The sequence below is a fragment of the Eubacterium sp. Marseille-QA0814 genome, from assembly GCF_965119675.1.
Classification (GTDB): Bacteria; Bacillota; Clostridia; order Lachnospirales; family Lachnospiraceae; genus Eubacterium_G.
In genome coordinates, this window is the sequence record NZ_CBCPMG010000001.1 from 1,259,233 (window position 1) to 1,272,765 (window position 13,533).

Annotated in this window: 10 protein-coding genes; 1 reads left to right on the forward strand and 9 read right to left on the reverse strand. The window is 33.3% G+C overall.

Going from position 1 to position 13,533, the window contains the following annotated elements; translation table 11 throughout:
* Positions 1-192 precede the first annotated feature (192 nt).
* Positions 193-2,484: a leucine-rich repeat protein gene (locus ACQY63_RS05950; RefSeq protein WP_428244880.1), complete on the reverse strand. Its 2,292-nt coding sequence runs from the start codon at positions 2,482-2,484 to the stop codon at positions 193-195.
* 425 nt (positions 2,485-2,909) lie between these two features.
* On the opposite strand from ACQY63_RS05950, the gene ACQY63_RS05955 reads away from it, so the two are divergent.
* The gene (locus tag ACQY63_RS05955; RefSeq protein WP_117998699.1) at positions 2,910-4,352 is read left to right on the forward strand and encodes an ISLre2 family transposase; all 1,443 of its coding nucleotides are present in this window, start codon (positions 2,910-2,912) and stop codon (positions 4,350-4,352) included.
* Positions 4,353-5,028: 676 nt separating this feature from the next.
* Here the strand turns inward: ACQY63_RS05955 and ACQY63_RS05960 are convergent.
* From ACQY63_RS05960 to ACQY63_RS05995, 8 genes are all read right to left on the reverse strand, one after another.
* Positions 5,029-6,015, reverse strand: a complete 987-nt coding sequence (locus ACQY63_RS05960) for an Ig-like domain-containing protein (RefSeq protein ID WP_022165258.1) — start codon at positions 6,013-6,015, stop codon at positions 5,029-5,031.
* A gap of 187 nt (positions 6,016-6,202) precedes the next feature.
* On the reverse strand, positions 6,203-6,748 hold the full coding sequence (locus ACQY63_RS05965) for a TIGR01440 family protein (protein ID WP_022165259.1): 546 nt from the start codon (positions 6,746-6,748) through the stop codon (positions 6,203-6,205).
* Between the two features lie 319 nt (positions 6,749-7,067).
* Entirely contained in the window at positions 7,068-7,598 is a 531-nt protein-coding gene (locus ACQY63_RS05970; RefSeq protein WP_022165260.1) for an ECF transporter S component, read from the reverse strand.
* 159 nt (positions 7,599-7,757) lie between these two features.
* A complete protein-coding gene (gene glpK, locus ACQY63_RS05975; protein ID WP_022165261.1) occupies positions 7,758-9,248 on the reverse strand; it encodes a glycerol kinase GlpK in 1,491 nt (496 codons plus the stop codon).
* A 287-nt stretch (positions 9,249-9,535) separates the two neighbouring features.
* Positions 9,536-11,251, reverse strand: a complete 1,716-nt coding sequence (locus tag ACQY63_RS05980) for a serpin family protein (protein WP_428244881.1) — start codon at positions 11,249-11,251, stop codon at positions 9,536-9,538.
* A 10-nt stretch (positions 11,252-11,261) separates the two neighbouring features.
* Positions 11,262-12,242 carry a hypothetical protein gene (locus ACQY63_RS05985; RefSeq protein ID WP_022165263.1) on the reverse strand — a complete coding sequence of 327 codons (981 nt, stop codon included), beginning with the start codon at positions 12,240-12,242 and terminating at the stop codon, positions 11,262-11,264.
* The gene (locus tag ACQY63_RS05990; RefSeq protein WP_022165264.1) at positions 12,239-12,928 is read right to left on the reverse strand and encodes a hypothetical protein; all 690 of its coding nucleotides are present in this window, start codon (positions 12,926-12,928) and stop codon (positions 12,239-12,241) included. The genes ACQY63_RS05985 and ACQY63_RS05990 overlap by 4 nt, the downstream gene beginning before the upstream one ends.
* 68 nt (positions 12,929-12,996) lie before the next feature.
* Complete coding sequence (locus ACQY63_RS05995; RefSeq protein WP_022165265.1) at positions 12,997-13,434, reverse strand: RNA polymerase sigma factor; 438 nt, start codon at positions 13,432-13,434, stop codon at positions 12,997-12,999.
* Positions 13,435-13,533: the final 99 nt, after the last annotated feature.

The window sequence follows — 13,533 nt, forward strand, 5'->3', positions numbered from 1 at the left end:
TTTTTCATATGAATTTTCACTAATTGATAAATACCTTTTATGTAATAATTATTTCAACAAATTACTTATTACATAAAAAACAGTCCTACAAAATTTTTCAACTCTGTATTTCTTCTTTTCATAAATGATAATAAATAAAGAAATGCCTGTTTAAATTCTGTAAAACTGTTTCTTACGTTGTATAGTTATATTCTATTTTTTAACTTTTCTTGTTTTAGACCAACGGCTATGAATTTTTCTTCCATTAACTATAGCGTAGGTTCTTATTTTAAAGAAATAAGTTCCTTTGGATTTCAGCCTGCTTACATCAGCCGTCATTCCTGTAGCACCTTTTTTCTTTTTGCTCTTTTTTATATTTTTAATTGTTTTCACTTTTTTAAATTTTCCTTGGATGCCTTTTCTCATATACACCTCAACGCCTTTGCTGTTGTCTTTTATTACTCCCCATGACAAAATCCATATGGTTTTGCTTTTTCTTAAAGTTAATTTAGGCTTTTTAGGCACGCCTCTAACATATGTTGACCAAATGACTGACCAGGTTACTTTATTATTTTTTCCAGTTGCCTGTATTGTGTAAAAATATGTTTTACCAGGTTTTACCTTTGAATCAATAAATATGTTGCTTTTTGTTTTTCCGATTAATTTGAACTGACCATCTTTTTTTGCTTTGTATATTTTGTAACTATTGCCATTCTTTATTTTTTTCCATGACAATTTTACAGAGTGGTAATTCAGTTCTTTTACACTTTTTATTCTGAATTTACCTGATGGTGTAATATCAAATGGTCCTTTAGTAGTTTCAGTATTATTTCTGCCTGACGTTGTCTGGTTTCCCGGTTTCTTACCTGTAGTTGTACTGTCAGATGTTGTCTGACCTCCTGTATCTTCTGTATTCTTACTTGTAGTCGTAATCTCAGGTGTCTCCTGACTTCCTGAGTTTTCTGTATTCTTATCTGTAGTCGTAATTTCAGGTGTTGGCTGGTTGCCTGTATCTTCAGTGTTTTTATCTGTTGCTGTAATATCAGTTGTTGTCTGATTTTCTGCATCTTCTGTTGGGTTTATATCAGATGTACTATTTGGGGTTGTTTCTGTTGGTCCAACCGGTGTATTCTCCTCAGTTGTAGATGTTTCAGACTCACCAGATTCCGTTGATGTATTGTTAGTCGCTTCCGTTGTTACATTACCGCTTGTTTCTGTTGTTGTATTATCTGTTGTCACATTGTCGTTTGTTTCCGTACTTGTACTATCTGATGTTTCTCCATCATTGTTTTCATAATCCAAATCTATACTTATAAAATCTATTCTGTTTTCTTTTGCGTAAGTCTCTGCTGTAGACCCTTTAAAGCCATATATTGTTTTCAAATTCATAGGCATACCTTTTTTTGCCAGTTCGATATTAGGATTTTTGATTGTCATAGTAGTCAATTCAGGGCAATTATCGAAGGTATGATTTTCTATCTTGGGTACCTTACTTGGAATTGTGATTTCTTTAAGTTTTGCATCATATTGAAACGCATAATTTTCAATGTATTCAATACTTTCAGGCAGGTAAACATATTCAAGTTCTCTTTTATAACTCATCCCTGATGTCTCAATTCCTTCAACTCCATTGCCTATTATTACAGTTTTACAGCCTAACTCCGGCAATATATCTTTTTTAATAATAACACCTTTATTGCCAACAAAATAGAATCCATCCGTATAACCTACCACATTTTCCCCATCATCAGGCCATGTCTGATATGCAGTACTTCCAAATTTTATTAAGGTAATTCCATGTTCTTTTGCATATGATGCTAAACCTGATCTAGAATTTGCATGTATTTCTTCTACGCTATCAGGCCATGATTTTGGAAAATTTGTTGTATATGCTGATGTTATTTTTTTTATATTATTACATCCATAAAAAGCATTCTCTTCAATTGTTCCACATGGAATTGTATCATAATGTCCATTTGGATTTGCGTTAGATGTTAAAAAAATGTATACAGATTCAAGCCCTGTACAATTAAAGAATGCATAGTCAGACACTTTGCTTATATGCCTGAGTAATACTATCTCTTTCAAACTTTTACAGTTTGCAAAAGCATTCTTGCCTATGATTTCAAGACCATTTGGAAGCTCAACTTCTTTAATATTTTTATAGTTTTTAAACATTCCATCAGGTATATTTGTAATTTCATTGTCCATGACAACTTTTAAAACCTTATCAGAGATTTCTGCCTTTTGAAGGTCATCAAACTGTTCTATATCTATCTCTCCCGTACCTGTAATACGCAGTGTTCCATCCTTTTCCAATTGAAAATAAGTCTGTGGACCACATTGACCTTTGATGTTTTTGTAAATTAAAGAATCTTCTGTAGTATTTTTCGATGTATTCTCTTCTTCTGCCTTTACAAAAGATGTAGGAACTACTCCTGCTACAACCATACTTAATATTACTAAATATGTAATTGTCTTTTTACAGCTCTTAAATATGTTCATAATCTTTCTACCCTCCTGCCACGAATAACCTCTTATTATGTTCTATAAATTTGAGATTTTTTGTGTTATTTTACGGTTATTTTTTATATATAAATTATATCACACAATACCACTATAGTCACTTTTACTCCAACCTAATATGTTATTTATATATATAAAACAGTCACAATTCGAATGTGTTAGATGTTTCAAAACTTTCATGCTTAGACAACAACTTTTTATTTTAATTTTGCGACAATCTCAATCGAAAATTAGGAAAGCTGATTTAAACTGGTGGTTGCTCATAAGTTGTATAATCAAGTTAGTGTAAAATTTTAGTTGGCAAAAAATAAATAAAAAAATGGGAAGTAGAAAAAACCACTTCCCAATCATACAGTTTTTCTTTATGATATTAACTGCTCAGAAAAATACGTAAAGGAGACTGTATGATGTTTAATAGTTTAGCTGAAAAAGAGATTTCTTTCAAGGAGTTAGAGAAAAAAGTGTTTAAACATGTATGTGAACTTGGTTGTGAAATTACAAAGATGATTCTGGAAACATATGATGACGAGCTTGCAAAACAAAGAGAAAGAAAATCTTACAGGGATAAGGGAAAAAGAAAAACCAACATAAAGACAGTTTACGGTACTGTTGAATACAGTCGGAGAATATACGGAACAATCACACCGGATGGAGAAAAGGCATATGTATATCTGTTGGATGAGGCAATGCAGATGGATAAGATAGGTATGATTTCCAAAAATCTTGCGGAAAAGATTGTAATGGCGGTAACGGAGACACCATATCGTGTAACTGCGGAAACAATAAGCAGTACGTGCGGTCAGAGCATAAGTGCCGCAGGTGTGTGGAACGTGATACAGCGTCTTGGAGAAAAAATAAGTGAGGAAGAAAAACATGCGGTAAAACAGATGAATGCGGATCAGTCGGAAGGGAAAAGGGAGATACCAGTGCTGTTTGAGGAAATGGACGGTGTGTGGCTGAACATGCAGGACAAAAAGCATAAAAAGACAAAGAAGCAGGAAATGAAAGTTTTCACGATGTATGAAGGTTGGGATGAGGAAAAGGAAAAACAGAAACGAAGCACTCTTGTGGGAAAACACATGCTTGCGGGAATGGAAGAAAGCAGTGAGTTTCACCAAAAACGTGAGGCATGCATCAGAAAGAAATACAATGCTGATGAAATCGGACAGCGAATACTTAACGGAGATGGAGGGAGTTGGATAAAAGACGAATACGATCCTGATGTAATTTTTCAGCTTGACCGTTATCACATATATCAGGAAATACTGAGAAAAATAACGGATAAGAAGGCACAGACAGACATAAGGCAACTGTTTGAGGAAGAGAAAATGGAAGAAATGCTTAAATACATCCAGATATACGCAACAAGTGTTGAAAGTCCGGATGAAAAAGACAACCGAAGTAATAAAGCAATGAAGTTATATAAATATCTTGCCAATAACAAAGAAGGACTGTTACCTTATGACAAAAGGGGAATAGAAATATCTGCCCCACCAAAAGGAATGGTATATAAGGGGTTGGGAGTTCAGGAAAACCAGAACTGTACGGTAATAACATTAAGAATGAAACATCGTAGAATGAGATGGTCAAAATCAGGAGCAAATAACCTGGCAAAGGCATTGTATCGAAGGGAAAACAGGGAATTGATAGAAACTATAGACAGATATACAGACGGACTGGTATTCACGATGCAGATGCAGGAAATAATAGAAACCATAAGTGCAGCAAAGGCTCCGAAAAAAGACGGAAAGGGAAACAGATACATTGACTTAATGAATGGAAATGTACCGATAAGGGATGCAGTGCAGACTGAATCAAGAAAAATATTTAAGAAAGTATTCTGTTAAAAAACATAAAGAGAAACCCGACAGGGTTTATTTGGCATACAAAAAAGTAGATAATAATCGTATAGAAAAAGAGAAAAGGAAAGTTGCCAACGATTACTTGACACAAACTATAATCAAAATACTCTTGAAATATCAATAACCATCTGCTACTATAATATTACAAAAGGTACTACCGATAGACGGTTAGTCCTGATTGTTTTGGTTAAAAAAGTAACCGCCACTATTTTCAGGCTAGATGGCGGTTACTTTTTTAGTGTCTTAATATACTCAATCAATACTACAACTATAATTGATATAATCATCAATACAATTGATAAAATCTCAAAATCACTCATAAAGTGTGTCCTCCTTTCACAGATTTCCTCTTTTGAAGATTTCTATGTAATCAGAAAGTTCAGTCTTCCTGTTGGAGAACTAACCGCCTACCGTTTTTCTGGTAGTACCCACTCTGTATATTATCACATTTTATTTATCTCTGCAATATATTGTTCAGGTGTGACTATTTGTGTATAAAAAATACCTGCCACAATTCGAATGTGACAGGTATTTCAAACTGATTTTTCATTTTATATATGTTTTTTCTTTTTTATTTTACCCTTGCTAATAAAAGAATACTTATGTTGTTCTCCCTTGATGGTTTTAACTTTATGTCTTTCCTCTCAACCTAAGTATCTACCTATATAGTATCTATAAATACTAAATTATAACATCCTGGTTTCAAGTCCGTACCAATATAACCATATGCATCAGTAAAACTCTCTCCCACTGCTATATCAGGTGAATATACTGTTCCTGTTTCAACTACACTACCATTTGAATCATATAATTTCCATCCAACAGGTACATATGAACTATAATTTGATCCATTAGCATCGTAAGTTTTCTTTCCTGAAACAAATAATTTAACACTAAACTCATTATCAGAACTATAATAATCTTTTTCATATCTTACATTTGTAATAGTGTACTTTTTATATATTTTTCCAGTTGAATAATGATCCGCTCCTTCATAAGGAACTGATGGTAATGTTATTTGTAAAGTTGGCTCTTTTTCATCATCATAACTATTTGAACCGCTATTACTTCCACTATTGCTTCTACTCTTCTTATATGTAACTTTTATCTTGACTTTTTCATTGTTATAGCTATTAGTTATCACAATATATGTTGTTCCTTCATTATAACAATATAAATGAATCGGAACTCTTGTTCCATTTTCTACTCCATCATCTGCCTCAACAATATTCTCATCTTGCGAATAAACATCGATACTTGAACCTGAAGCCTTATAAAAGTTAATATAAATATCTCTAGTTCCATTTACTGTTATATTTTTACTTGATATACGATACACAGATTTAACTTTAACTTTGCAACTATACCATTTTCCATATACTTTTGCCTTTATTGTTGCTTTACCGGGTTTTTTAGCTTTAACTTTTCCTTTACTATTTACAGATGCAACCTTCTTGTTAGATGATTTCCATTTTACTTTTCCGTATGCACCTTTCATTTTAAGCTTTATTGTTCCACCTACATATAAAGTAACTTTTTTCTTGCTGATTTTAGGTCCATAAGAAGCTTTTGCACTTATGGCCGGAAGCATTGTTACCGTTAAAACAAGGGCTAACATTAATGATAATAATTTTTTTGATCCTCTCATATTTTTTCCTCCTTTTTACTCTTACATTGGATAGCTAAATTATATCATATTGTTATTGCCACTTTTTTCATGAACTGACCTTTTATTCTTACTTTTATTCCATAAATAAAAAGCAACTCAGTAGCTTTCCCCCTTTAAGTTAAGTCTACGAATTGCTTTCTAAGTAAATTTATTTAATTAAAACTTTTTACATTAAATCTTTGTTATACACTGCTCTTTCTCCGCCAATAAATTTTGGTCTAACTCTTGCAGCAAGAATGTTTGCTTCACCGATTTTGTTATGTTCCAACTTAACAGGAACGGCAACCTTCTTAATGTGCATGCCGATAAGTGTTCCACCTATGTCAATTCCTGCATCAGCTCTGATTTCTTCAACTGCAACAGGATTTGCAAATGTTTTGTATGCAGTTGTTCCAAAAGAACCACCTGCCTTTGGTTGAGGCACAACATTAACTATGTCTGAAAAAGGTACTGCATCTCTCTCAACGATAATTGCTCTGTTAAGATGCTCGCAACATTGGGCTGCTAAATATATGCCCTTTTCCTGTAAAACCTGATAAATTCCCTTAAATACAGCCTGTGCCACTTCAAGGTTTGAATTAGTTCCAATTTTGTCTCCGCAAATCTCACTTGATGAACAGCCTACTACGAAAATCTGTCCCTTTGTAAGTCCTGCTTTCTCGACAATCTCTCTTGTAACATCTTCTGCCTGTTTTGTAAGTTCAGTATACATTCTACGCCTCCTAAAGTTATAAAAAATAACTTTTTAATCTTAATATCTTTTTATATTTTATACCAATATTATATTATTTACAAATATATTTTCCTTTAATAAGAAAGTAACTCCATAATATTTTCAACATTTTCCATGTTTAATCTACTATTTATAATTACTAAGACTTTTTATATGCTTAACAAACTGTTTCTAATTACACATTTTTATATCTGGTACTCCACAATATTTCTCCCTAACGCAAAAGGAAAGGCTGAAATAAATTCAACCTTTACCTTAAAGTTTTATAAAAATGGTTCTCACCATTGGGGGACTTTATCTACACGTATTTTTTAAGTAAGTTTGGAACTTTTGCACCTTCTAAAATTCCGATTGCAATGTAACCAATTACTAAGCATGTTCCAGCCTGAATGAAGTTACTTGGAATTGAAGCTGCTGCTGCAAGTCCATATCCTAATATTGTGCTTTCATATAAGAAATAACCAAATACCATAATTAATTCTGCAACTACACCACTTACAATGTAAGCTACAACTTTGTTAATATTTGTTTTCTTAAGTGCTGTAAAAATTAAATATGCAACAAGTGCCATTAAAAACTTAATGATAAATGTTCCCGGTACATAAGTTACATACTGTGCTAAAAGATCAGCTAATGCTGAACCGATTCCTGCTGCAAGTGCTCCATAAACACCACCAATAAGCCATGCACTTAATAATACAATGCTATCTCCAATATTTACATAACCTTGAGTTCCAACTGTAGGAACTCTGATAATTGAAGTTGCAACATAAGCTAATGCCGCAAAAAGTGCTGTTAATACAATCTTTGATACTACTTTACTATTCATAATTTTCCTCCTAATGTAAGTAATTCATATATGGTTAATATGAATTTTATATCTGTTCTGATTATATCAGTATATGGTATCATTAATATAGTCATTTTATTAAAAACTTATAAGACCAGATTGTCATTGTCAAAACAACAATCCGGTCTTAATTTTATCTTATTCTTCACTATAAATAATTGCACACTTTACAGCTTTGCTCCAGCCCTTTAGTTTTTCCTGAACGTCTTCTTTACTCATCTGTGGAACAAACTCCTTATCTATTGACATGTTTCTTTTTATCTCTTCTTTGTTTTTCCAATAACCTGTGGCTAAACCTGCCAAATATGCTGCTCCCAGCCCTGTAGTTTCTATCACTGAAGGTCGCTTAACTTTCTTCTGGGAAATATCTGCCTGAAACTTCATTAACAGATTGTTAGCACAGGCACCGCCGTCTACTTTTATTGTATTAATTGGCTGTCCCATATACTGTTCCATTGCCTGTAATACATCGTTAGTCTGATATGCCAAAGACTCCAAAGTTGCCCTCACAAAATGTTCTCTGCTTGTACCTCTTGTTACTCCAACTACCATGCCTCTTGCATCCTGTTTCCAATATGGAGCACCCATCCCCGTAAATGCGGGAACTACATAGACTCCGTTTGTATCCGGAACTTTTGAGGCAACATCCTCGCTTTCTGCTGCACTGTCAACCAAATGCATCTGGTCTCTAAGCCACTGAATCGCTGCCCCAGCCACAAATACACTGCCCTCTAAAGCATACTCAACTTTATCTGTTGATGCGGCTATTGTTGTGATTAATCCATTTTTTGATTTAACAATTTTGTCACCTGTGTTTGCAAGCAAAAAGCACCCTGTGCCGTATGTATTTTTTACGTCACCTTTTTCAAAACAACACTGACCAAACAAAGCTGCCTGCTGGTCCCCTGCCACACCACTTATTGGGATTTTTGCATCTAATAGTTCCGCTGTTGTGTACCCGAAAATTCCACTTGACGGCATAACCTTTGGTAGCATTGATTTCGGTATATTTAACAGTTCAAGCAACTCTTCGTCCCACTTTAAATCATTGATATTATAAATCATGGTTCGACTTGCATTTGTATAGTCTGTTGCGTGAATTACACCGCCACTTAATTTCCACATAAGCCATGAGTCAATTGTTCCAAAAAGAAGCTCGCCTTTTTCAGCCTTCTCTCTCGCTCCTGCTACGTTATCAAGAATCCACTTAATTTTCGTTCCCGAAAAATAGGCATCAGGTACAAGTCCTGTTTTACTTTTTATTGTATCTGTCAGTCCATCTGCCACTAATTTATCCACAATGTCAGAAGTTCTTCTACACTGCCAGACAATTGCATTGTAAATTGGTTTTCCAGTGTTTTTGTCCCACACAACGGTTGTTTCTCTTTGATTTGTAATGCCTATTGCTTCAATGTCAGTTCCGTCAATTCCTGCCTCTCGCATTACCTCTCCCATTGTTAAAACCTGTGTCATCCAAATTTCTTCCGGGTTATGCTCAACCCAGCCTGCCTTTGGAAATATCTGTTCGAATTCCTTATTTGCCTGACAAATTATATTGCCTCCTTTGTCAAATAAAATTGTTCTTGAGCTTGTTGTTCCCTGATCAAGCGCCATTATGTACTTTCCCATTTTGTCCTCCATGTATGTAATTTTATTCATTTGTTTTCTATATTTTCATTATTTTCCGTACAATAATATCTCTTTTATTTTATCTTTTTTATGGCACTATTACAAGAAGTTTACAATATATCTGTGGTCAATCGAGTAGGCTGACTCCTACTCGATTGCAGATAGCAGGCATCTCAAAGCATAGCTTTTCGATGTTCTTACGCCTGACAAATGATATTTCGTGCAAGCACGATATCGCTTGTCAGGCTTTTGCTACAAAAAAAGACGCAACTTAATGCACCTTTTTACTATTTCAATGTTGGATCAACTACTTTTCCAATAAAAAGTATTTCTCCTGTTTTGTTATTTTTTATTATGTAAGCAAACGGTCTGTCCAGCAGTATTTTATTTGAACACATTCTAATTGATGTTTCTTTAACAACAGCTGCAGTTACGGCGGCCGCTTTCGTTCCGTCAGTATTCATTTCAATGGCTGTGCTATGAATTATCTCATCCACATATTTGTTACTCGAATCTGTGTCATCAAACATTGGATTTAATGCAGGTATGTATTTGTTAAAAATTTCTTTTACTCCGGCACTTACTAATGAAGACTTTATATTATTCTTCCAGGCATATTCGAATTTCGGAATTCCTATTTGAACCTGATCTTTTTTCTTTTTCTTCAAAAGTTCCTCAATATTAAGGTTTTCCAGTTTAAAACTTCCTTTTGCTTTTGGCAATATACCAATAAATGAGTATTTCTTATCTTTTTCATAAGTTTTTTCAAAAGCTAATGCATAGTCATTTTCGTAATAACTGTTGCTTTCCTCTTCCATCATTTCAACGTTTACTTTTTTTCCGTTAAATTTTTTAAATTTTTTGCTCTTAACATCTGATGTGTCAAATTTCCATGTCCACTTTCCGTTAAAAAGCGTTGCATTTAATATGTATGCATAGGCACTCTTGTCAATATTATCTATGATTTTATCAATCATGCCATCTGTGTTGTCATTCACCCATTTGTTAATTTGCTCCGCCCCTGTATTGTCAAATGGAATTTCATTAGTTGTGGCATAGTAGTATTTTTTCACTGCATTTTCAAAAGTATCACTTAGTTTTATTCCACTTTTGTACCATATTGAATTCGCTATTTTTAACGTGGAGTTATCTTTTGCGTCCATTATTTTTTTAGCATACTCGTTGTATTTATCTACTTTATTTCCGAGATATTTTTCGACTTCACTTTTTGGAGTTACATAAACCTGCTGATTTCTTTCTACATTGCTAGGACAAAAAACATTTCCTTTTGCTCCATTAAGAACCATTCCAAGAGCTATGTTTATTGAAGTAGGACTTATTAATGTATTTTTATCAGAAGCATAGTAGTCATTAATAAATATGCCCTGCTTCAACTGAGAGCCACCCACGCTCTCCCCCTTGATTTTCAATGGTTTCTTAACTTTTATTTTAATCTGGTATTTTGTCTTTTTGACTTTGGCTGTTACTGTTGTCTTGCCTGTTTTTAACCCTGTCAAAATTCCCTGCTTAGAAACTTTTGCGACTTTTTTCTTTGAGCTTTTCCACTTAATTTTTTTTGCTTTCCCCATACCTTTAAAATAAAGCTGCTTTGTTTGATATACTCGTATGGTTTTAGTTTTTTTGCTACTTTTAGTTCCTGACTTGTAGAGATATATCTTATTTGTTTTGCTTCCTTTGTTTGCAGGGCATTTTGGTGTTGTAGTTTTAGCTTTGCTTCCCTTATTTGCAGGGCATTTCGTTGTTGTAGTTTTCGTTTTGCTTCCCTTGTTTGCTGGGCATTTTGGTGTTGTAGTTTTAGCTTTGCTTCCCTTATTTGCAGGGCATTTCGTTGTTGTAGTTTTCGTTTTGCTTCCCTTGTTTGCTGGGCATTTTGTTGTTGTAGTTTTGGCATTTACATTTTGATAGTCTGCGTATGGCATTGCAGTTAAAAGCATACCTGCTACTATTATCATTGCCGTTATTTTTTTCATTGTTCTTTTCATACGATACCTCCTATTTGAATTTTACAGTATTTGATGCATACGTGCTACTCTCTTTCACTGTTCCTTTAACCGTTTTCTTGTATCTGGTTATTTTCACAACCATTTTGTATTTTCCTTTTTTATTCAATTTAAAAGTTTTATTTAGAAAAGCTATATTGCTTTTTTTCGTTTCAACATATTTTTTACATACTTTAAATCCTTTTTTGTTTTTCCGTTTTATTATTACTTTTATTTTTGTTTTGTATGTATCTTTGTAGTTGTTCTCCGAAAAAATAACAATATTGCTTTTTCCTTTTTTGTCAATTCGAAAATCCCTGTTTAAAAGAATCTGACCTAAATGTTGTTTGGATTTAGTATTTGTTATGTCCTTGTTGGTAATATTAGCTGGGATGTATTTATTATTGTTACCGTCATTATTCTTGTCATTATTACCGTTGTTGTCAATGCCACCATTATTATTCTGGTCTCCATTTCCGTCATTATTAATATCACCACTATTATTGTCGTTACCACCAATGCCACTATTATTCTTGTCACTACCATTATTGTTATTAATGTTGCTGGCAGTATTTTTGTCATTTTCCCACGGCACGACTTTTCCAACATTTAAAGGTATTGTTTTAACAACTTTTTTCTTATTGAAAATAAAACTTAATTTATACTGACCAGCTTCTTTTTTCAAAGGAATACTTGTATACTCTGTCTTTCCTTTTTGAATTTTGATTTTATTAGAAGGTAGTTTGTACCTTTTGTTCTCACTGTCAGTTAGCATTATACCTTTTAACTGTATTGTTTTTGAATTCTTGTTTTTTATTCTTATAACAATTTCAGAAGTATTTGTGTCAACATAACTGTTTATTAGTTTTATTTTTATGACATTGCTCTGTACTTTGCTAGTGCCTGCTTCTTTTGCTTTTACACTGTCAAATGAAAAAGTAAAAACAGTAGTAAATGCCAGCAAAAATATTATTAGTCCTGTAATTTTTTTCATTTTCGTGCCTCCAGTTCAGATATAATGTTTATGACAAATTCTTCGTCTGCATCTGTTCCCTGTACCTCAACTGTGTGACAATATTTGTCATCAGTGTACATGGCAGTTATATTTTCAGCTCCAAAAGATATCAAAACTTCTTTGGCACCTACTGTTACAGTTTTCGTTTTTTCAGCTTTTGCTTTAATCTTGGCTGTGTCACTTACCAAACTTTCCGTATAACTAATCGTTCCACTGTCACTTACAAAATGTTGAACCGACAATTCTTCTGAAAAATACTCGCTTTCTTTTTTGTAACCGTCAGGGGTGCTACTTATCATCATTCTGCTTCCTTTTGCAACCTTACTATTATCATTTTCAGTTTGTGCAAAGTCCACATTGATAAAATTTTCAGTTTGTGTAACTACCATCTGCCACAAATTTATGTCAAAAGCTTTTACAAAAGTAACATTGACAGCAACTAAACATAAAACGAAAGTTGCAATTTTTGAACAATATCTTGTACACCTTTCCATTATCATATTTCCGCCAAACATCTTCTGCGCCCTACTTATTCTTCTTATTTTCTTTTCAAATCTATAAGAAAAATTGTGCGTATTGATAATGTCAGGAATTTGCTCCATTGTCTCCTGATTATGTAAAACAAGTGCCTGTTTCAATACGTCATCATTTAGTTTCACTTTCATTCCTCCTCCAACATAGACTCCAACAATTTTCTTCCTTTTAAAAGTTGTTGCCTTACATTTGTTTCACTTTAACCTGTGATTTCAGCTATTTCTTTTCCCGAATATCCCATCACATACTTAAGTGTTAATAAAGACGAGTATTTGTACGGCATTTTCTCAATGGCAAATTTAACAGCATTAACCATGTTCGCCTCTGAAACTCTCACTTTTTCCAGTTCAATGTCTGTGTCCTCATCTCTCTTTTTTCGTTTGTTGTATATTTTCATAGCTTCTCTTTTTGTAATTAACACCACAAAATTTTTCGTTTCATTGCTATATGTATCAGAAATTTTCGCTATGTTTTTTGCCACACGAAGAAACGCTTCCTGAACTGCATCTTCCGCATCTCTTTCATTTTGCAAAATTTCATAAGCTATGTAAAATAACAAATTTCTATACTTGTAATATACCTGTTCAAACTTGTCTTTTTGTTCTTCATCTACTAATGCTAAATATAGCGCTATCATTTATTCCTCCGTTTTTTGAAGCTTCTATACATAATAATCCTGCGTTTTTCGAAAATGTTATTTTTTCAAAAATTTTTTCCATTTTTTTCCATTTGTTTT

Coding starts and splice junctions, on each gene's coding strand:
- ACQY63_RS05995 (WP_022165265.1), bottom strand. CDS start 13,434: ATGATAGCGCTATATTTAGCATTAGTAGATGAAGAACAAAAAGACAAG.
- ACQY63_RS05965 (WP_022165259.1), bottom strand. CDS start 6,748: ATGTATACTGAACTTACAAAACAGGCAGAAGATGTTACAAGAGAGATT.
- ACQY63_RS05955 (WP_117998699.1), top strand. CDS start 2,910: ATGATGTTTAATAGTTTAGCTGAAAAAGAGATTTCTTTCAAGGAGTTA.
- ACQY63_RS05990 (WP_022165264.1), bottom strand. CDS start 12,928: ATGAAAGTGAAACTAAATGATGACGTATTGAAACAGGCACTTGTTTTA.
- ACQY63_RS05950 (WP_428244880.1), bottom strand. CDS start 2,484: ATGAACATATTTAAGAGCTGTAAAAAGACAATTACATATTTAGTAATA.
- ACQY63_RS05970 (WP_022165260.1), bottom strand. CDS start 7,598: ATGAATAGTAAAGTAGTATCAAAGATTGTATTAACAGCACTTTTTGCG.
- ACQY63_RS05960 (WP_022165258.1), bottom strand. CDS start 6,015: ATGAGAGGATCAAAAAAATTATTATCATTAATGTTAGCCCTTGTTTTA.
- ACQY63_RS05980 (WP_428244881.1), bottom strand. CDS start 11,251: ATGAAAAGAACAATGAAAAAAATAACGGCAATGATAATAGTAGCAGGT.
- glpK (WP_022165261.1), bottom strand. CDS start 9,248: ATGGGAAAGTACATAATGGCGCTTGATCAGGGAACAACAAGCTCAAGA.
- ACQY63_RS05985 (WP_022165263.1), bottom strand. CDS start 12,242: ATGAAAAAAATTACAGGACTAATAATATTTTTGCTGGCATTTACTACT.